Raw genomic sequence first — 18,462 nt, forward strand, 5'->3', positions numbered from 1 at the left:
GCCCGGCCCACTCCCGGCACATCCGCTGGCCCTCGATCGCGCCGTCCTCGTCCTCGACCGCGCGAGCCGCAAGGGGTGGACGGTCACGATCGGCGGGCTTCACCATGCCCCGCACCCCTCGATCGAGCGCCCGAGGCTCCCGGTCCCGTCCCGCCCGCCGTCCGGCGGACGGGCAGCGAAGGCCCGCATCCGAGCCGGCGCCCGCCTCCGCCCCCGCCGCCAAGTCCACGCCCCCGGCCCCCGCCGTGGCGTCGTTCGCCGAGCTGGCGCTGCCCGCCCCGATCCAGGAGACGCTGGTCCGCCAGGGCGTGACCGCGCCGTTCCCCATCCAGGCCGCGGCCCTCCCGAACGCCCTCGCCGGACGCGACGTCCTCGGCCGGGGACGCACCGGCTCGGGCAAGACGCTCACGTTCGGCCTCGCGCTGCTGGCCCGCACCGCCGGCCACCGCGCCCAGCCCCGGCGTCCCCTCGCCCTGGTCCTGGTCCCCACCCGGGAGCTCGCCCAGCAGGTCACCGCCGCGCTCGAACCGTACGCGGACGCCGTGGACCTGCGGACGACCACCGTGGTCGGCGGCCTGCCGATCGGGCGGCAGGCGAACGCGCTCGCGCGGGGCGCCGACGTCCTGATCGCCACGCCCGGGCGCCTCGCCGACCTGATCGAGCGCGGCGACTGCCGGCTCGACGCCGTGCGGACCACCGTGCTGGACGAGGCCGACCAGATGACCGACCTCGGCTTCCTGCCGCAGGTCACCCGGCTCATGGAGCAGACCCCGCAGGACGGGCAGCGGATGCTGTTCTCCGCCACGCTCGACGGCGGCGTCGACCGGCTCGTCCGCCGGTTCCTCAGCGACCCGGTCACCCACTCGGTCGACCCTCCGGCCGGAGCGGTCACCGCCATGGAGCACCACCTGCTGCACGTCGCCGACGAGGACAAGCACGAGACGACCGTGCACATCGCGGCCCGCGAGAGCCGCGTCATCATGTTCGTCGGCAAGAAGCACCAGGCGGACCGCCTCGTCCGCAAGCTGACCGCCCGCGGGATCAGCGCCGCGGCGATGCACGGCGGGAAGACGCAGTCGCAGCGCAACCGCGCGCTGAACGGCTTCCACAGCAAGGACGTCACCGTGCTGGTCGCCACCAACGTCGCCGCCCGCGGCATCCACATCGACGAGCTCGATCTCGTCGTCAACGTCGATCCGCCCGCCGACCACAAGGACTACCTCCACCGCGGCGGCCGCACCGCCCGCGCCGGGAACGCGGGGACCGTGGTCACCCTCGTCCTGCCCGAGCAGCGCCGCGAGATGGACGCCATGATGGCCAAGGCGGGCATCACCCCCCGCGTCTCCCGCGTCCGCCCCGGCGACGCCGACCTGGCCCGCATCACCGGCGCCCGCCCGCCGGCCCGCGCCGCCGCCGCTCCGAACGCCGCCCCGCCCCGCAAGCCGCGTCCCGCCGCCGGCTCCCAGCGCGGGAACTCCCACACGGCCGCCCCCTCGCGCAGGCCGCGACGGCGCACGTCCTCGCTCAACAGCTGACCCGGGCCGCTCACGCCTCGTCGGCCGTCGTCCGCCGCCGCAGCCGGCGGACGGACGGCGCGATGAGGGACGGCCCGCCCGCCAGGCACCAGAGGGCGATGACCGGGTCGCAGATGGCGCAGCCGAGCGAGGATCCGTGCGCGAAAGGGACGATCGGGTTGCCCTTCACGTGGTGCACCACGTCCCAGGCCGTGTGGAGCAGCCATCCGACGCCGATGAACGTCCACGATTCGAGCCCGCGGTAGGCGCAGTAGGTCACGGCGGCGGTGAAGAGGAACTCCCAGCCGCCGAGACCGCCGCCGCTGAGGTAGGCGGCGCCCGCTCCGGCGACCATGACCGCGTTGAACCGGCGCCGGTGCGGCTCCCTGATCAACGACATCCCGGCGGCGTAGGCGGCGCCGATCAGGATCGGCGCCAGGACGGTCATCAGCATCGGCTCTCCTCGGTGGGCCCGGTCATGCGGGACCGAAGCTAACCGTCCGCGATCACGCCGCCCAGTGGCGGAAATGCCATCTCCCAACGGAATACCGCCAAGCCGCCCGGAACCCCTCTGACAGAGCCGAACGGCCGGAGACACCCCTGGCGGCGGCGCTGCGGTCGGCTACGTTCTCGCCATGCACACCGTCGCCGTCCTCGCGTTCCCCGGCGTGATCCCGTTCGACCTGTCGACCCCCATCGAGGTCTTCACCCGGACCCGCCTGCCGGACGGCCGCCCCGCCTACCGGGTCCGCGTCTGCGCCGAGAAGCCCGAGGTCGACGCCGGGGCGTTCACGCTCCGCGCGCCCTGGGGACTGGACGGGCTGCGGGACGCCGACACCGTCATCGTCCCCGGCGCCGCGGACCCGACGGCGCCCCTGCCGCCCGCCGTGCACGACGCGCTGACGGAGGCCGCCGCCCGCGGCACCCGGATCGCCTCCATCTGCACCGGCGCGTTCCCCCTCGCCGCGACCGGGCTGCTCGACGGCCTGCGGGCGACGACGCACTGGTCGGCCGCCGCCCTGCTGGCCGCCGCCCATCCCGGGATCGAGGTGGATCCGGACGTCCTCTACGTCGACAACGGGCGGATCCTCACCTCGGCCGGGGCCGCCGCCGGGCTCGACCTGTGCCTGCACATGATCCGCCTGGACCACGGCTCGGCGGTCGCCGCCGACGCCGCCCGGCTGTCGGTCATGCCGCTCGAACGGGAGGGCGGGCAGGCCCAGTTCATCGCGCAGCCGTGCCCGGCCACGCCCCGCGGCTCCGTCCTCGAACCCCTGCTCGCCTGGCTCCAGGACGACCTGTCCCGTCCCCTCACCGTCGCCGACATGGCCGCGCGCGCCGGCATGAGCGCCCGCTCCCTCATGCGCCACTTCCGCGAGCAGACCGGCACCACGCCTCTCCAGTGGCTCCACCGGGCCCGCGTCCACCAGGCGCAGCACCTGCTGGAGACCACCGAGCACACCGTCGAACGGATCGCCGCCCAGGTCGGCTTCGGCTCGCCGACCGCCTTCCGCGACCGCTTCAAGCGCACCACCGGCGTCAGCCCCCACGCCTACCGCCGAGCCTTCCGCGCCCGCGGCGGCGGAGCGCGTCAGCCCTCGACGCCCAGGTATCCGCCCGTGTAGTCGATCATCTTGCGGACATGCGCGGCGATGCGGTGGGGACATCCCCCGCGGTCGTCCACCTCCGCGGCGTCCGGCGCCACCGCCCGGGCAAGAGGCGGCACGTCGCGGAGACTGATCCCACGGTGCCCCTCCGGGTGCGGGCACGGCCGATCGAGGACCGAGAGATCGAACGTCTGGAGGCCGTCGCGGTAGAGCGCGACCACGCCAGGGGCGGCGGCGCCCCAGGCGCAGTGCTGTGCCAGGTGGCTCACGGCCAGTGCCAGCGACGCCCGCTCCCCGGGACGCGCGTCGCCGAGCAGCCGGCGTGCCGCCCACAGCGCCGCGGCCTCGGCCGCGGGATCGGTCCTGCTGCCCTTCTGCCGCTCGATGTCGGTCATCAGCGCGTCGATGTCGAGCCGCCCGTCCCCCGTCAGGAAACGCTCGTCCAGATGCCCGGTGTCCGGGGCGTCGAAGCGCTCCGCCTGCGCGTCCTTGAGGACCTGTTCCGCCTCGGCGGCCAGCCCCGCGAGGTAACCGGGACACGCGTACGCCTCGATGTCCTCGTCGTCCGGGTGGCTTGCGAGCCACCCCTCCGGATCCCCGATGCGCGCCACGACGTCGCCCGCCTCCTCGGGATCGTCGGCGACCAGCGGGTGCTCGTGCTCGCCGGGCGCCGCGCAGCCCGCGGCCTCCAGCACCGTCCCGGCACGTCCGGCCGCCTCGATCAGGTCGTCGACGAGCGCGGGGTCGGTGACCTTCCACCTGGCGTACCAGCGGCTCGCCCAGAGCGCCGCGGTCATCGCCCGCCCGTGCCGCGAGCCGGGGTCCGACCTCACCTCTGCGGCGATCGAACCGAGCAGCGCGAAAGGATCGCCGTAGGGGTAGCCATGAGCCATGTTGGCGAGCTCGCGGGCCAGGTCCGCGTAGTCGGCCGCTCCGTCGTCAGAGATCATCGACCAAGCAAACCAGCCCGGCCAGGCACGAACGACCCGCCCTCAGGAACAACGCCAGACGGTGCCCACCTGAGTACCGGCCCAGACGGCCCTGGTGTGCGGCACCCGCGTCATCGAATACGCGGTCACCGCGATAGGCGGGGCGGCACTGGTCCAGGAAGCGCCGTCGAAGCGCAGCAGACGCGCGGGATCGAACGGACTGGACACCCAGACGCCGCCCCGTCCGTCGGAGGCGATCGAGCCGAGGAACCCCACCACGGACTTCGGCCGCACCTCGCCGAGCGGATCGGACGGATTCGGAAGCCGATGCACGGTGAACGCGGCGCCGTCCCAGTGGTGCAGCGTCGGCGGCGGGAACAACGGGCTCTGCTCAAGGGCGTAGAACCAGACGTCGTCCGGCGCGACGTACTCGATCTGCAGGATCCAGTGGGCCCATTCCGATCCCCACGGTGTACGCGTCCAGTCCGTGCCGTCGAAGTGCCACAGCGGGGTCGGGCCGATCTGCGACTCGCCGAATCCCCCGGCCCAGACGTCCGAGGCGCTTCCGGCGGCGATGGCGTTGAGGCCCGAGGGTTGCGGAAGGGTGAGCGCCCTCGTCCACTGGCGGTGCCGCCGCACCGACACCGTCGTGGCGTCCCCGTGGATCCCGGTCGCCCACAGTCCGCCCGTCCGGTCGACGTCGATGGCCTGAAGCTGCTCGTCGACGGGAGCTGCCACCGTCGTCCAGCGGCGCCCGTTCCAGTGCAGCAGGTCGGTGCGCTCCTTGGCATTCTGACCTGCGGCAAGGGCCCACACGTCCGCGGCGTGGTGCGCGCGGACATCGTTGACGACAGCCAACCCCTCAGGCATCGCGACACGCGTCCAGCCGCGCGGGGTCCGATGCAGCATGACGGCCCGCGAGTCCGGCTGGTACACGTTCTCGGCGCCCCCGGCGAAGACGTGCCACGGGTCCGGCGCGGCGATCCCGAGCAGATGGCTCCGCCCAGCCAGCGGCGGCGCAGGCACATCCACCCACTCCCCCGCCGCCGGCGCCTCGGCCCGCGCGACCCCACCCAGCGGCCCCGCAAAGGCGGCCCCGACCAGCGCAGTACCCCCCACCCCGAACACCCGACGCGACATCAGCGGACTAAGCGGGCTTCGATCCACAACGCCTCCTCGAACGACCGACCAACAACGCCAGTATTCGCTGGCAAGATCACCCCCCACCACCCCCTGACCTCAAACGGCCACCCGGCCCCCGCCACCCCCACCTACACCACGGCGGTGGCCGGGGGGTGGGTCAGGCTGCGGCGGTGGCTTCTAGTTCTACTGTCAGGGTGGGGATTGCTAGGCGGGTTACGCCCAGCATTGTGGTGCTCGTGGCTGCTTTGGCGGCGGCCAAGCGGGAGGCCAGGATGCCGTAGTGCTGGAAGAGGAGGTCGACGTCGGTGGTGTAGACGTTGAGGCGGACGAGGTTCGCCAGGGACATGCCGGCCTCGGCGAGTACGGCCTCCAGGTTGTCGATGCTCAGTGCGAGCTGGGCCGCCATGTCGCCGGCATGCTGGGGCTTGCCGTCGCCGCTCATCGCGGTCTGGCCTGAGCAGTACAGGGTTCGGGTGTGTCCGGAGACGACCTCGCCCTGGTTGTAGCCCAGGTCCACCGACCACGTCCACGGGTTGACCGTCGTACGCTCCATTGCCTTTTAGCTCCGTTCGATTCGTTGGAAGTGCGTCATCGGGCGGCTCGATGGCCGCCCTCTGGCGTTGGGAAGAGCCTTCCAACGAATCACGACATCCTGTGTCATGTATTTGAGTAGGTTCTTGGTGTGCGTGCTGACCGGTTGGTCTCGCTGGTGTTGTTGCTGCGTCAGCACGGTCGGCTGTCTGCGACGGCACTGGCCCGGGAGCTGGAGGTGTCGACGCGTACGGTGCTGCGCGACATCGAGGCGTTGTCCGCGGCGGGGGTTCCGGTCTACGCCGAACGTGGGCGGCACGGTGGTTTCGCGTTGCTGCCCGGTTTTCGGACCGAGCTCACCGGGCTGAACCATGAGGAGGCGCTCGCGCTGCTGGTCGCCGGATCGCGCCGCGGTGCGCAGGCGTTCGGCCTCGGCTCGGCGCTCGCATCGGCCATGCTCAAGGTGGTGGACGCGCTACCCGAGAGCTATCGGGACACCGCGGCCGACGCGGCCCAGCGGCTGCTCATCGAACCCGACGCCGACCTTCTCGCGCGGCGGCTGGTCGCCGAGGAAGTGCCTGAGGCGGTGGTGGCCGAGGTCAGGCGCGCGGTGTTCGCCGGGCACAAGCTGCGCATCCACTACGCGGCGGTGGATCAGAGCCCGAAGTGGCGCACGGTGGACCCGGTCGGCCTCGTCACCGTCCGCGGCCTGGGCTACCTGCTGGCCACGAGGTCCGGCGAGGACCGGACGTACCGGCTGTCGCGGATCGCGGCCGCCGAGGAACTGGACGAACCCGCGGAGCGGAGAGAACGGGTCGATCTGGACCGGGCGTGGCAGGAGCGCAGCACGCGGTTCCGGACGGGCGGCGACCAGGTCGCCGTCCTCGCACGGGTGCACCCGGCGCGGCGCAAGGATCTGGTCGGCACCGCGCTGACCGTCCTCGCCGAGGAAATCGATGCGGACGGCTGGCTGCGGCTGGAGGTGACCTTCCAGGATTCGAGGCACGCCGTCTGGGCGCTGTGGCAGGTCGCCGACAACGCGGAGGTTGTCGCCCCGCAGTGGTTGCGCACCTCGCTGCGCGACCGCGCCGCCGCCATCGCCGCGCGCTATGACGACTCGTGCTGATGCGCTGGTGCGGCCAAAGGGCGGGAGCCGGTATGTTCTCGCGGACGATCTCGCCTTTTCGCTTCCAGCCGATCGGACGCCCCGATGGACAATGCCTTTTCCCCCGTGCCGGAACTGAACCTGCTCAGCGAACTTGAGAAGAGCCTCGGCGGAGAGTTCATCTCGGACGGGTTCGAGATGCTCGAATTCGGAGAGCCGCAGCACGACTCGTGGTCGGACGCCCCAGAGTTCGTCGAAGCGTTCCTCCCCTTCGCGGCCGCCACCGGCTCAGGCTCGTTCTATGCCTTGTGGCGTGTGGACGACCGCGCGGACCTCGCCGCCTTGCCCATCGCGGCGTTCGGCGACGAAGGGGGGATCCATCTCACCGCACGCGACCTTCGGGACCTGTTCCGCCAGCTCGCGAGCGACCGGCCGCTGTCCGTCGACTGGGGCGACGCCTACTTCGCCGAGTACGAGGGCTACCACCGCGAACGCGACGGCGCCCCCGAGGCGCACGCGGCTTATGTCGCATGGCTGAAGCAGCACTTCGGCCTGGATCCGGTGAGCGACCCCAACGACCTGATCAAAGCGGCCCGGGACGAATTCGGGGCACGCTTCGAGACCTGGATCAGGCCGTTCATCTGACCGATGCCCTGCCCGCAGCCGCTGAACTAGCGTCGGCTCTCTAGGGGGAGGGTTGAGAATTGGCCGGCTGGAAGCCGAGGCTTCCGTCGGGATGTTCCCCCTCTTCTGCGGATAGGACCACGCGGTAGGAGGCGACTCTGGTTTTGAAGCCCGGGCGATAGAGGTTGTAGCACCGGTAGGGCGTGGGTCCCGGGGACATGACCGCCACCTCAGGGATGTTGGCGTCGCAGCGGTACTCGTCATCGTCGCCGCCGGATGGGTGGTAGCCCCACTGACGGTGGACGCCTTCCCGGGTGAGTACGAGCTTCGTCGCGACGGCCGACAGCCTGTACCGGTATTCGGTACCGCTCGGGAAGTCCTCCCCGGGCTTGGCCGTCAGCCGCTTCGACACGATGGAGACACTGGTGCGGAACTCGGCGTTCTTGCCTCTGTAGGACACCGTGCACGCGAAGGTTTCCGGGCGCGTGCCGATTCGGCCCATGTCGGTGTCGCAACGGGCCTTGGTCTCTGCGGCCACGCCCCCGGCTCTGACGGTGGCCTTTTCCATCTCGTGCATGAGCCGTTCCATGCGCGGGGCACCGACAGGCGGGGCGGAGGTAAGGGGTTGCGGCACTGCAAAGCTGTCCGTCTTCGGTACGCGGATGCCGGGCTTCTTGCCCCCGTCGCCGCAGCCCGCAGCCATCCCCGCCGCAAGGATCAGCGCGAATGTGAGGACGGGGCGCCGGCACCCCGAGATTTGAAGAACACCGTAAGTCATTGGACGATTACAGCATGTTGGAGCGGGGCGGAGGGGCCGCTGAGGAAGACCCGCTTCTTCTGTTGCGGTGAATGTTCTGGGGTGAACCGGTGTCGCCTTCTCCCGCCGATCGCAAGAAGGGTCCCGGCGGTTTGTCTCCGCCGGGACCCTTTTTCATGCCTAGAGGTCGAGGGTCCCGGCCTTCACGCGAGCGAGGAGACCGGTGAACGCGGTGTGGTCGAGGGGGAGGTGACCGCCTTCGGGGTTCTTGCTGTCCCGGATACCGACGGAGGTGGGAAGCATCGCGACCTCCACGCACTCTTGTTCGGTGTTGCTGCGGCTGCTCTTGCGCCAGAGGGCCGCAGCGGCGACGTCGGTGCTCATCGTCCGTTCATCTCCCTTGCTACCTGCCGGAACAACGCCGAACTGTCCTCCTGGGGCAGAGCGTTGTCCCAGATGACCGTGAACGCCCCGGCGTAGCGGTCGATCTCGCGGGGTTTATCCAGATATAAAGCGCCGGTGAAGCCTTGTACAAACACCGTCGGCGGTTCGTGATCGCGCCCGTCCTCCTTGGTCGGGAACCGCAGGATGATGAACGCCCCCGTGTCGAGGCCGCGGTGCGAGCCCGCCGCGAACGGCACGAGGCGGATGGCCACGTTGGGGCAGTCGTTCAGTTGTGCCAGCCGGTCGAGCTGGGCCGCCATGACCGCGGGCCCGCCGATGACCCGGCGGACCACCGCCTCGCTCAGGACGACCTTCAGGTCAGGCGGGGCCGTGACGCGCGTGACCAGCGCCTGCCGTTGCATTCGCAGCCGGACCCGTCGTTCGACCTCTTCGGCTTGCAGGTCTGGTCGGTTCTTCTTGAAGAGCGCGTAGAGGTAGTCGGGGGTCTGGAAGAGGCCCGGGACCAGCTCCGGCGAGTACTCCTCTCTGCTGCTCGCAGCCTCCTCCAGGCCGATGAAGAGATCGAACCCCTCAGGGATCACGTCGCCGTAGGCGTGCCACCATCCCTTTCCCTTGGTCTCCTTGGCCAGGCCCATCAGGGCGGTCGTCAGTTCCTCGGTTGCGCCGTACACGCGGCACATGGTCTCCACGTCGTGAGAACGCAGGGACGTTTGGCCGGTCTCGATCCTCCACATCTTTGCTTCGGACCATTCAAGCGCTTTCGCCGCAGCTTGTACGGTTAAGCGAGCATTAATCCGAAGTTCTCGGAGATACCGGCCGAGTTGCCGCCGGGGGACGGTCGAACCCGTGGTCGCCTCCGACACTCACATCACCTCCCTCTCGCATCTCGGGGCCGCCTTTCACCCGGAATGAAAGCATCCCCTCGCCCGGTCCGCAACAGGTCTCTGACCTGCGAAAATTCTCGCCAGGGGAATCGATCCGACCGCTTGCGGACCTTGCTTTCATGGTGCTCTACTCGGAGTCAGCACGGGAGTGAAACGCGATAATCCGCGATCACGGCGAGCCGGACATGACGCCCGTTCCGCACACATCGCCACATCAACAGGAAAAACCAGTCCCCCGCACCAGAAGAGGCCGATCATGAAGAACAACCGACGTTCCCCGGACGGCTCCCGCCGGGCGCCCGGAGCGTGATCCCGCAACGCGGGATCGAAAGCAGCGGCGGCATGACTCCATCGGTTCCAGACGGCGTCGGCGAGGGCTCGAAGGGCGCGGAGTTCACGACCACGCTCGGGAATCTGCTGCGAGGCCACAAGCTCGCGGTCGAGAACGTCGGCGCTCTACGCCTGCGCGTGGCGAAGGAGCCGGAGGCGTCCGGCGTGGAGGTCGAGTGCCGGCGCCGCGCGAACGACGGCGATCGCTGGTGGTTCGTCCAGGACGGTATCTGGATGTGCGAGGCCGACAGCCCCGTCAACGCCGTCGTCCTGGTGAAGGCGGCTCTCGGGGCGGAGGAGGACCGGTGAACCGGCCGTACGCCGCTCATCCGCCCCGGCACGGCGAGGCACCGTAGCGCTCACGCCCTGGGCACGCCTCCCCATACCCGGGGGCGTTTTCGATACGCCGACGATAGGTGCCGAGTCGTAGCGTTCGAGCCTGCCCAATCTGATCGCCGAGCAAGGTCCCCGAACGAGGGAGGCCGTGCGCGATGCTCCTTTCCCTTTGAGCGATCGCGGCAGGCATCGCCGTCCGACATCGCGGCGGAAGGGGCCACGAAAGGAGAAAGCCGTGGCTGATGACGGGAAGTGGGATCGACGTTCGCTGCTGCGAGGCGCCGCCGTGGTGGCCGGCGCATCCGCGACCGCGACGCCGGCGGGCGTCGCGGTCGCGGCCCACGCCGACGGTGGTGACGCGGACGCGCTGTTCAAGGCCGGAAAGTTCGAACAGGCCGGCCGCGCCTACGAGGCGATCCTGAAAAGAGACCCCGCCAACGTGCACGCGGCCCGTCGGCGCGGCCAGGTCGCGCTACTGACCAACCAGTTCTCCGACGCTGAGCACTATCTCGCCATGGCTCTGAGACTGGCGCCCAGCGACAAGGAGACCAATCGACTTCTGGGCGATTGCTACATCCGTCAGGACAAACTCTCCCAGTCCGTGCCGCACTGGCGAGCGGCCGGCAAGGACGTCTTCGCCACGTGGTTCGGGGCGGTTCAGGGCGAGCCGTACCAGGTCCACGGCGACGCCGCCCGGCTGCCGTGGCAGCAGATGGACCCGTCACCACAGGTCGAGGGGTCGGTCAACGGCGGACCGCCCAAGCGCTTCATGCTCTACACCGGCGCCCCATGGCTGGGCATGTCCGCGGAGGTGGCGAGGGAGGCCGGGCTGACCGCCGTGGCCGAGCAGCAGATCGACTACCTGGACGGCACCGCGTGGCAGTACTTCGGGGTGCTGGAATCCTTCAGGCTGGGCGACGTCGAACTGCGCAACATCCCCGTGGAGTGGTCGGAGACGGACCAGGCTTCGCCCGGGGGGCCCAGCGACGGCATCATCGGCACGTGGGTCTTCTACCACCTGCTGACCACCTTCGACTACGCGGGCCGGTCGCTGATCCTGCGCCGTCCCACTCCCGAAGCCGTCCGCCGAGTACGGCGCGACGCCGCGCGGGCGGGCGCCAGGCCCCTGCCGCTGTGGCTGGCCGATGAGCACGGCCTGTACAGCAGGGGCAGCATCGGCGGTTCCGGATCGCGATTGGTGGGACTGTCGATCGGTGGAACCAGCGAGAGCGCCGTGGCCATGCCCGAGGAGACGGCCAAGCGTCTGCGGATCCGTACCGACTACGACCGCCCGCTGGAGACTTTCGCGCACAGCCACCCGGTCGTCACCTATCCCTGCTACCCGGACGAGATCCGCCTTGGCGACGCCGTCGCCAGGGAGGTCTACTGCTTGGCGAATCCCTCCGGTAGACCCCCTCGCGCCGGGTTCGACTCGCTGGGGGCGTTCTTCCACCCCTTCTTCAAGCCGTACACCGTCACCCTCGACTTCACCGGCATGAATCTCTACATCGCCCGCGGCTAGGGCTCGTCCGAGGGGAAGTCGGTCGAGCGCGTCACGGCGGCCCACTGCTCGGCCTCGGCGGCGCGGGCCTCGGCGGACCTGCGGGCCAGGGCGAGGGCGTCGCCACCGAGGATGAGGCGGCGGGGCGGATCGTCGGCGGCGACCACGTCGATGACGGCCTTGGCGGCGCGGGCCGGGTCGCCTTGCTGGGTGCCGTCGTTGGCCTGCCGGTAGCTGTTGATGGTGCCGACCGTCTCCTCGTAGTCGGGGCCGACCGGGTGGAGTTCCATGGACGAGCCCTGCCAGTCGGTGCGGAACGCGCCCGGCTCGACGATGAGGACCTTCACGCCGAACGGCGCCACCTCGGCCGCGAGCACCTCGGAGAACCCTTCGACGGCGAACTTCGCGGCCTGGTAGGCGCCCATCCCGGGGGTGCCGCCCACGCGTCCGCCGATGGAGGAGACCTGCACGAAGGTCCCCGAGCGCTGGGCGCGCAGGACGGGCAGCGCGGCCCGCGTCACGTTCACGACGCCGAAGAAGTCGGTCTCGATCTGGGCGCGGAAGTCGTCCTCGGCCATCTCCTCAATGGGCGCGCTGTTGGCGTAGCCGGCGTTGTTGACGACGACGTCGAGACGGCCGAAGGCGACGGTGGCCTCCTCCACGGCACGGGCGGCCGCGGCGGGGTCGGTGACGTCCAGCGCGACCGCCCGGATCCGTTGGTCGTGCCTGGCCGCCAGGTCGTCCAACTGCTGCGGACGCCGGGCGGTCGCGACGACCTGGTCACCGGCGTCCAGGACCGCCTCGGTGAGGTGGCGTCCGAGTCCTCGCGACGCTCCGGTGATCAGCCATGTCCTTGCCATGAGTGGTTCCTCCGTTCGGTCGGGTGCGGTTCGCGGTCAGAGGCGGTGTGCGCCGGTGACGGCCTGGGCGAAGGCCGCGGCGTCCGGCAGGCCGGCCGGGAGGCGGCGGCCCCGCCCGCGACCTGGCCGATCCCTTGCCGGACGCGCGTCTGTTGATCATGTTGCCCCTCCGTGCCGATTCCGTGCGTCGTCATCGACTCTCGCCCGAAGGGAGAGCGGCCACACCCGTCATTTGATGGTGAGACCCGATGTGAGTCGTTAGGGGTCAGCTGTCGCCGACCCTCGCCAGGGCGTCGCGCAGGACCGCCCGTCTCGGCCCCTGGACGTGCCTCAGCCGGACGCCGCGGGCGAGGCGGACGCGGGCCGGCTCGAACGGGAAGCCCGCCGCCGCCGGAGCGGACTCCGCCCGCGCGTACATGTCCTCCCCCGGCGGCAGGGGCCGCTCGAGCCCGACGCCGCCGGACCGGGGGCGACACGCTCCGGCGCCCGCTGACCAGCGGCGACGTTGATCGCCAGGCGGGTAACCTGTGCCGGTGGCAGACCTCCCGTGGCAGCGCCCGGCGATCACGCCCGAAACCCACCGGGCGACCTCCTTCGAGATCTTCTTCGACCTCGTCTTCGTGTTCGCGATCACCCGGGTCGTCTCGTTCATGGCGCACTCCCCGTCCGCCCTGTCCCTGGTGCGCGGGCTGATCCTCCTCCTGCTGCTCTGGTGGTCCTGGGCGGCGTACGCCTGGCTGGGCAACCGGGTGCGCGCCGATCGCGGCGTGGTCCGGACCGGGATGCTGGCGGTGATGGCGGCCCTGTTCGTCGCGGCCCTGGTCATGCCGGACGCCTTCGGCCGCCACGCCGCGGGGGTCGACGCCCCGCTCGTCCTGGCGGGCGCCTTCTGCGTCGTCCGGGTGGTCTACTTCGGGCTGTACCTGTCGTCGGTGGCGGGCGACCGCGGGCTGCGCGACCAACTGCTCCTCGACGCGGTCCCCCAGACGATCTCCCTGTCCGCCCTCATCGCGGGGGCGGTGCTCGGCGGGACCTGGCAGACCGTGCTGTGGGCCGCCGCGTTCGCCGTCGACTTCGGTGGGGGCCGGATCGCCTCCGGCCTCGGCGGCTGGACGGTCCGCAGCGCCGGCCACTTCGCCGAACGGCACCGCATGGTGCTGATCATCGCGCTGGGCGAGTCCCTGATCTCCGCCGGCGCGGGGGCGGGCGACTCGATCGCCGGTGCCATGGTGCTCCTGGCGGCGCTGGTCGGGTTCGTCGCCGTCGTGTGCCTGTGGCTGCTGTACTTCCGCGGCCTGGCGGACGCCGCCGAGGGCGTCCTGGAACGCGCGTCCGGCCTGCGCCGTGCTCAGATCGCCCGCGACGCCTACACCATGGTCCACTTCCCGCTCATCGCCGGCGCCCTCTACATCGCCCTCGGCGCCCACGAAGTCCTGGCAGAGTTGTCCGGCGACGCCGCCGACCACGGTCGGGCCCTGGAGTGGCCCGTCCTGACCGCCTTGTACGCGGGGGCCGCCGTGTTCCTCCTGGGGCGGGCCGCCTTCGCCAGGCTCACCGTCCGTTCCGTTCCGGCGGCGCCGCTGGTCGTCGCCGCGGCGTTCTTCCTGCTGATCCCCGCCGCCCGGCTCCTGCCCGCGCTCGCCGCACTCGGCCTGGTGAGCGGGCTGCTCCTCGGCCTGGTCGCCTTCGAGAGGCGGGCGGCCGTCCGGTACGGCGCCGCGGACCCTGAATGAGGGCCCGCGGCAGAAGGCCGCGGCCGTCGGCCAGGGGGACGGCGCTCGGGCGCCACGGCCGCGGAGCCGCCACATCCCATGGCCACGGTGACTCCGGTCGCCTGGGCGAGCCGCACCGGCGCGCGGGGGCGGCGGCCCGGGTCGGCGCCGTATCCGGCCTCCTGGACGACCGGCTCGGCGACATAATGGCGCGAACTGTCACGTAACAGGTGCGTCCCCCGGACTCGTTCAGGGCCGGCGGTTATGCGGGCGCGGGGCGGGAAGACGATCTCTGGTACGTGGCGGTGGACGGGTTGCCCGCAGGGAGTTCAGGGGAGGGTGGTCCGCCGTGACGGATGCAGAAGAGGGACGTCCCTTAGACGGACGCGTGTCTCCGCGCGTGCTCCGGGGTCCGGTCGTGCTGGCGCTGGTCTCGGCGCTCGTCCTGGTCGGCGCGTGCTCGACGTCCCGCCGCTCGTCCGCCGACCGGCCGGGCAAGGCGGGCGCGGCGACCGTGGAGACGCCCGAGAACGCCAAGCCGGGCACGGCGGACTGGCAGGTCCGCCGCAGCGGCGCCGAGCACGAGATCGAGGGGTACGCCGATCGCGTGAGCGTGCTGCCGGGCCAGTCGTTCCGGCTGTTCGTCTCGACCACGACGTCCGGGTTCACCGCGGAGGCGTTCCGGATGGGCTGGTACGGGGGCGCGAACGCGCGCCGCGTGTGGCGGTCGGGGCAGGTCGCCGGGGTGCGGCAGGCGGCGGCCCGGATCGACCGGAAGACGCGCACCGTCTCGGCGCCGTGGCGGCCGTCGATGACGGTCGCCACGTCCGGCTGGCCCGCGGGCAGCTACCTGATCAGGCTGACCGCCGTGTCGGGCGCCCAGCGGTACGTGCCGGTGACCGTCCGCTCGCCGGACACCGCCGGGCGGGTCGTGGTGCTGAACGCGACCACCACCTGGCAGGCGTACAACATGTGGGGCGGCCACGACCTGTACGAGGGGCCGTCCGGGTACGACGACCGGTCCTACGCGGTCAGCTTCGACCGCCCTTACGACAAGACCGGCGCGGGCAAGTTCCTGACCTACGAGCAGCCCGCGATCGCCCTGGCCGAGAAGGCGGGCGTGCCGCTGGCGTACGCGACCGACAACGACCTGCACAGCGATCCCGCTCTGCTGAGCAAGGCGCGCGGCCTGCTCACGCTGGGGCATGACGAGTACTGGTCGTCGGCCATGCGCCAGCGCGCCACGGAGGCCCGCGACCACGGCGTCAACATCGCGTTCCTCGGCGCCAACGCGGTGAACCGGCACATCAGGTTCGAGGCGACGGCGCTGGGTGCCGACCGGCTGGTGGTCTGCTACAAGGACTCCTCCGCCGACCCCGTCGCCCGGACGAACCCGGCCGAGTCGACGCAGGACTGGCGGCTGCCGCCGAAGCCGCGCCCGGAGAGCGACATCATCGGCATCCAGTACATGTGCTTTCCGGCGGAAGGCGCGTTCACCGTCTACCGGCCCGATTTCTGGCTGTTCCGCGGCACCGGCGTGCGCGCGGGAACCCGGTTCCCCGGCATGGTCGGCCCCGAGGCCGACGCGATCGCCCCCGGCGGCCCGACGCCGCCGACACTGGAGATCGTCGGACGGTCCCCGATCAGCTGCGGGACCGGGAGCGCCGTCGCGCACGCGTCCTACTACACGACCCGCAGCGGGGCCGGGGTCTTCGCCACCGGAACCATGCGCTGGGTGTGCGCGATGCGGGGACGCGCCTGCGGCCACGGAGTCAACGAGGCGGGCCGCGCCTTCGTCACGCGGGTGACCGACACGCTCGTCCGGGCGATGGCCGCCGGACCGCTCGCGCGCAGCCATCCGTCCCGTCCCAACTCCAAGGAGCTCGCGACCGCGCCCTGAAGCACGCCGCCCGACGCCAGTCCGTGGGGCGATCGCGTCAGGCGGCGATGACGGCGCCGGCTTTTCTGTCCACAGGGTGTGGACGGTGTGGAGGCGCCTCCGAAGGACGGGCCTTCGGGGGCGCCTCCGCCCGGTGCTCCGCCGCTAGCGGCGGGCCTTCATCCTGTAGGTGGCCTTCTTCGGGGCCGGGGTGGGGGCCTTGGCCGTCTTGCGCGGGGTCTTGCCGGACTTGAGGATCTGCTTGAGCTCGGCGGCGACCGGGCCGGACGCCAGGCTCTGCGGGGTGTTGCTCGCGTTGATCCCGTTGCCCAGGTTGAGGACGCCGGTCAGCTTCATGGAGTTCTGCGAGGCGGGCGACGGCAGCCCCATGAGCTGGTTGATGACGCCGTCGAGCATGCCGAACGGGCCGCAGCCCTTCGCGGCGGGGACCTCGATCGGCGCCTCCAGGGAGACGGCCGCCGGGACGAAGCCGAGGTGCGGGTCGCCGTTCGGGGAGCCGGCCAGGAAGGTGGTCGGCAGGCTCGCGGTGATCGGGCCGATGACGCAGGTCGTGCCGAGCAGCTGGTTGTTCAGGTGCACGTTGAGCGGCACGCGGACGCCGAGCCCGGTGTCGGTGAGGTAGGCGTGCACCTTGCCGGCCAGCGTCTGGCTGATCGTGAGGCGGTTGACGTCCCACATCGCGGCGGGCGACTTGCCGAGGATCGGGCCGATCAGCGGCAGCTGCGCGATGAGGCCGCCCGGCACCTCCACCTGCTTGGAGATGAGCTGCTCGCCGACCACGGGCGGGTCGAGGACGAAGTCGCCGGTCTCGTCGGGCGCCCCGAGGGAGCCGGTGATGCGGATGGCGCCGCTCGGCAGGCTCTGCCGGAAGGTGCCGATCTTGACGTCGCCGCCGGTGGTGACCTGCGTCTGGCAGAGGGACTCCACCGCGCACTGGTTCTGGAAGCGCGCGGCGGGGGTGGGGCTGCTGCCCGGGGCCGCGGCCGGAAGCGCCGGGTGGGACGTGCCGGACGGCGGGGCGGCCGGGTCGAAGTGCCCGATCAGGCCGCGGCCCGGCTCGGTGAACCACAGGTGGCCGCCGGGGCCGTTGACGATGCGGGTCGGCGCCGAGAGGGTCGCCGGCAGCGGGTACTCGGCGATCTCGCCGGTGGCGGGGTCGAGGCTGCCGATGTTGCTGGCGGCGGCCTCGGTGAACCACAGCTTGCCGTCCCGCGCGACGATGCCGGTCGGGTCGGAGTCGGGGCGTGGCGTGGCGTACTCGGCGACCTCGCCGGTGGCCGGGTCGATGCTCCCGATCCGGCTGACGCCGGGCTGCGTGAACCACAGCTTGCCGTCCGGGCCGGACACGATGTCGCCCATGCCCGGGTAGCCCTGGAAGGTGAACGGCGTGTCGTAGGGGGTGACCTGGCCGGTGGTGGGGTCGAGCCGGCCGATCCGGCCGCTGGTGTCGGTGAACCACACCGCCTGGTCCGGGCCCACGGTGACCGCGTACGGGGACAGGCCCGTGGCGTACGCCGTGACGTTCCCGGACGGGTCGACCCGGCCGATCGTGCCGGAGTACCCACCGGTGATCCACACCGATCCGTCCGGGCCCGGCGCGACGCCGTTGACCTGGGCGTTGGCGAAGTTCACGTCGCCCGTCACCGGCAGCTCGAACAGCGTCGCGGCGCCGTTCGCCGGGTTCACGCGCCCCACCCGCGGGACGCTGTAGGACATGTCGGTGAACCAGAGCGCGCCGTCGCTCGCGGCCGTCATCGCGTCGGGGACGCCGGCCTGGTGCTGCGAGTTCTCACTGATCGTGAACTCGGTGACCTTGCCGTCGGCGCCGACGCGGCCGATGCCGCCGGCGTTCGCGGCGTACCAGAGGGTGCCGGACGGTCCGGCGGCGAGCCCGACCGGCGCGACGTCGGGCACCGGCAGCGCCACCTCGGTCACCTGGCCGTCGGCCGACGCCGGCGGCACCGCCGCGAGCGGGCTCAGGCCCAGCACCGCGGCGAGGGCGAGCGATCCCGCCCGTGTACGTCGATGGCGCATGCCATCGCCTCCCATGGTTCCTCATCCCCGAAAGCCGACAGGAGTAGCGGTGGTCGCGAGGGAGCACGGTGGCCGCGAGGGACCACGGTGATCGTGAACGACCACGGGGGCCAATAGAAACGCTGGAGTGTCCGGAGTCAAGCAAGATCGTCAGAACGGGCCGCTACCGGCCAACCGGTCCACCGGAACGTTCCTGGACGCACCTCCGGGCGCGGGCCACGCCCGAGCTCGGAGGCGTCCCCCCGGACAGGCGGGGGGGGGGGGGGGGGGCGGCGGGGGGGGCGGCGGCC

Annotated in this window: 18 protein-coding genes; 8 read left to right on the forward strand and 10 right to left on the reverse strand. The window is 71.6% G+C overall.

The features are described from left to right. The first annotated feature begins 104 nt into the window (after positions 1-104). Positions 105-1,535 carry a DEAD/DEAH box helicase gene (locus AB0C69_RS19335; RefSeq protein WP_360355213.1) on the forward strand — a complete coding sequence of 477 codons (1,431 nt, stop codon included), beginning with the start codon at positions 105-107 and terminating at the stop codon, positions 1,533-1,535. 10 nt (positions 1,536-1,545) lie between these two features. On the opposite strand, the gene AB0C69_RS19340 is transcribed toward AB0C69_RS19335, so the two are convergent. Continuing rightward, positions 1,546-1,968 carry a DUF6010 family protein gene (locus AB0C69_RS19340; RefSeq protein ID WP_360355216.1) on the reverse strand — a complete coding sequence of 141 codons (423 nt, stop codon included), beginning with the start codon at positions 1,966-1,968 and terminating at the stop codon, positions 1,546-1,548. A gap of 181 nt (positions 1,969-2,149) precedes the next feature. Between AB0C69_RS19340 and AB0C69_RS19345 the strand changes: the two genes are divergently transcribed. Next, positions 2,150-3,139 carry a helix-turn-helix domain-containing protein gene (locus tag AB0C69_RS19345; protein WP_360355218.1) on the forward strand — a complete coding sequence of 330 codons (990 nt, stop codon included), beginning with the start codon at positions 2,150-2,152 and terminating at the stop codon, positions 3,137-3,139. Here the strand turns inward: AB0C69_RS19345 and AB0C69_RS19350 are convergent. The 3 genes from AB0C69_RS19350 to AB0C69_RS19360 all read right to left on the reverse strand — a co-directional run bounded on the left by AB0C69_RS19350 (position 3,106) and on the right by AB0C69_RS19360 (position 5,746). Beyond that, a complete protein-coding gene (locus AB0C69_RS19350; RefSeq protein ID WP_360355221.1) occupies positions 3,106-4,071 on the reverse strand; it encodes a hypothetical protein in 966 nt (321 codons plus the stop codon). The two genes, AB0C69_RS19345 and AB0C69_RS19350, sit on opposite strands and share 34 nt — an antisense overlap. 42 nt (positions 4,072-4,113) lie before the next feature. After that, the gene (locus AB0C69_RS19355; protein ID WP_360355223.1) at positions 4,114-5,217 is read right to left on the reverse strand and encodes a hypothetical protein; all 1,104 of its coding nucleotides are present in this window, start codon (positions 5,215-5,217) and stop codon (positions 4,114-4,116) included. Between the two features lie 133 nt (positions 5,218-5,350). After that, entirely contained in the window at positions 5,351-5,746 is a 396-nt protein-coding gene (locus tag AB0C69_RS19360; protein WP_360355225.1) for a RidA family protein, read from the reverse strand. A 129-nt stretch (positions 5,747-5,875) separates the two neighbouring features. On the opposite strand from AB0C69_RS19360, the gene AB0C69_RS19365 reads away from it, so the two are divergent. Together AB0C69_RS19365 and AB0C69_RS19370 are read left to right on the forward strand one after the other, a co-directional pair. Further along, positions 5,876-6,850 (forward strand): WYL domain-containing protein, encoded by a 975-nt coding sequence (locus AB0C69_RS19365; protein ID WP_360355228.1) that lies wholly within the window; start codon positions 5,876-5,878, stop codon positions 6,848-6,850. Between the two features lie 105 nt (positions 6,851-6,955). Then, complete coding sequence (locus AB0C69_RS19370; RefSeq protein ID WP_360355230.1) at positions 6,956-7,474, forward strand: hypothetical protein; 519 nt, start codon at positions 6,956-6,958, stop codon at positions 7,472-7,474. 40 nt (positions 7,475-7,514) lie between these two features. Here the strand turns inward: AB0C69_RS19370 and AB0C69_RS19375 are convergent, their stop codons facing one another. From AB0C69_RS19375 to AB0C69_RS19385, 3 genes are all read right to left on the reverse strand, one after another. Beyond that, the gene (locus tag AB0C69_RS19375; RefSeq protein WP_360355232.1) at positions 7,515-8,231 is read right to left on the reverse strand and encodes a hypothetical protein; all 717 of its coding nucleotides are present in this window, start codon (positions 8,229-8,231) and stop codon (positions 7,515-7,517) included. A gap of 159 nt (positions 8,232-8,390) precedes the next feature. Further along, a complete protein-coding gene (locus AB0C69_RS19380) occupies positions 8,391-8,594 on the reverse strand; it encodes a DUF397 domain-containing protein (RefSeq protein ID WP_360355235.1) in 204 nt (67 codons plus the stop codon). Further along, a complete protein-coding gene (locus AB0C69_RS19385) occupies positions 8,591-9,478 on the reverse strand; it encodes a helix-turn-helix transcriptional regulator (RefSeq protein ID WP_360355238.1) in 888 nt (295 codons plus the stop codon). Before AB0C69_RS19385 ends, AB0C69_RS19380 begins: the two co-directional genes overlap by 4 nt. A 363-nt stretch (positions 9,479-9,841) precedes the next feature. Here AB0C69_RS19385 and AB0C69_RS19390 point away from each other — a divergent pair, with 363 nt between their 5' ends. Together AB0C69_RS19390 and AB0C69_RS19395 are read left to right on the forward strand one after the other, a co-directional pair. Then, the gene (locus tag AB0C69_RS19390; protein WP_353833262.1) at positions 9,842-10,138 is read left to right on the forward strand and encodes a hypothetical protein; all 297 of its coding nucleotides are present in this window, start codon (positions 9,842-9,844) and stop codon (positions 10,136-10,138) included. A gap of 262 nt (positions 10,139-10,400) precedes the next feature. Continuing rightward, on the forward strand, positions 10,401-11,687 hold the full coding sequence (locus tag AB0C69_RS19395) for an aspartyl protease family protein (protein ID WP_353833261.1): 1,287 nt from the start codon (positions 10,401-10,403) through the stop codon (positions 11,685-11,687). On the opposite strand, the gene AB0C69_RS19400 is transcribed toward AB0C69_RS19395, so the two are convergent. Beyond that, entirely contained in the window at positions 11,684-12,526 is an 843-nt protein-coding gene (locus AB0C69_RS19400) for an oxidoreductase (protein ID WP_360355242.1), read from the reverse strand. The two genes, AB0C69_RS19395 and AB0C69_RS19400, sit on opposite strands and share 4 nt — an antisense overlap. A 265-nt stretch (positions 12,527-12,791) precedes the next feature. Beyond that, the gene (locus tag AB0C69_RS19405; protein ID WP_360355245.1) at positions 12,792-12,944 is read right to left on the reverse strand and encodes a hypothetical protein; all 153 of its coding nucleotides are present in this window, start codon (positions 12,942-12,944) and stop codon (positions 12,792-12,794) included. 115 nt (positions 12,945-13,059) lie between these two features. Between AB0C69_RS19405 and AB0C69_RS19410 the strand changes: the two genes are divergently transcribed. Then, entirely contained in the window at positions 13,060-14,259 is a 1,200-nt protein-coding gene (locus tag AB0C69_RS19410; RefSeq protein ID WP_345183459.1) for a low temperature requirement protein A, read from the forward strand. A 379-nt stretch (positions 14,260-14,638) separates the two neighbouring features. Next, a complete protein-coding gene (locus AB0C69_RS19415; protein WP_360355248.1) occupies positions 14,639-16,138 on the forward strand; it encodes a N,N-dimethylformamidase beta subunit family domain-containing protein in 1,500 nt (499 codons plus the stop codon). A 144-nt stretch (positions 16,139-16,282) separates the two neighbouring features. Here AB0C69_RS19415 and AB0C69_RS19420 read toward each other — a convergent pair whose 3' ends face one another. Beyond that, the gene (locus AB0C69_RS19420; RefSeq protein ID WP_360355250.1) at positions 16,283-18,172 is read right to left on the reverse strand and encodes a hypothetical protein; all 1,890 of its coding nucleotides are present in this window, start codon (positions 18,170-18,172) and stop codon (positions 16,283-16,285) included. Positions 18,173-18,462: the final 290 nt, after the last annotated feature.

This window comes from Actinomadura sp. NPDC048032, assembly GCF_040653175.1.
Taxonomy (GTDB): Bacteria; Actinomycetota; Actinomycetes; order Streptosporangiales; family Streptosporangiaceae; genus Spirillospora; species Spirillospora verrucosospora.

Bases quoted from the DNA above. Each gene is read 5' to 3' on its own strand.
- AB0C69_RS19345 (WP_360355218.1), top strand. From the start codon at position 2,150: ATGCACACCGTCGCCGTCCTCGCGTTCCCCGGCGTGATCCCGTTCGAC.
- AB0C69_RS19380 (WP_360355235.1), bottom strand. From the start codon at position 8,594: ATGAGCACCGACGTCGCCGCTGCGGCCCTCTGGCGCAAGAGCAGCCGC.
- AB0C69_RS19360 (WP_360355225.1), bottom strand. From the start codon at position 5,746: ATGGAGCGTACGACGGTCAACCCGTGGACGTGGTCGGTGGACCTGGGC.
- AB0C69_RS19390 (WP_353833262.1), top strand. From the start codon at position 9,842: ATGACTCCATCGGTTCCAGACGGCGTCGGCGAGGGCTCGAAGGGCGCG.
- AB0C69_RS19340 (WP_360355216.1), bottom strand. From the start codon at position 1,968: ATGCTGATGACCGTCCTGGCGCCGATCCTGATCGGCGCCGCCTACGCC.
- AB0C69_RS19335 (WP_360355213.1), top strand. From the start codon at position 105: ATGCCCCGCACCCCTCGATCGAGCGCCCGAGGCTCCCGGTCCCGTCCC.
- AB0C69_RS19400 (WP_360355242.1), bottom strand. From the start codon at position 12,526: ATGGCAAGGACATGGCTGATCACCGGAGCGTCGCGAGGACTCGGACGC.
- AB0C69_RS19350 (WP_360355221.1), bottom strand. From the start codon at position 4,071: ATGATCTCTGACGACGGAGCGGCCGACTACGCGGACCTGGCCCGCGAG.
- AB0C69_RS19375 (WP_360355232.1), bottom strand. From the start codon at position 8,231: ATGACTTACGGTGTTCTTCAAATCTCGGGGTGCCGGCGCCCCGTCCTC.
- AB0C69_RS19405 (WP_360355245.1), bottom strand. From the start codon at position 12,944: ATGTACGCGCGGGCGGAGTCCGCTCCGGCGGCGGCGGGCTTCCCGTTC.
- AB0C69_RS19420 (WP_360355250.1), bottom strand. From the start codon at position 18,172: ATGCGCCATCGACGTACACGGGCGGGATCGCTCGCCCTCGCCGCGGTG.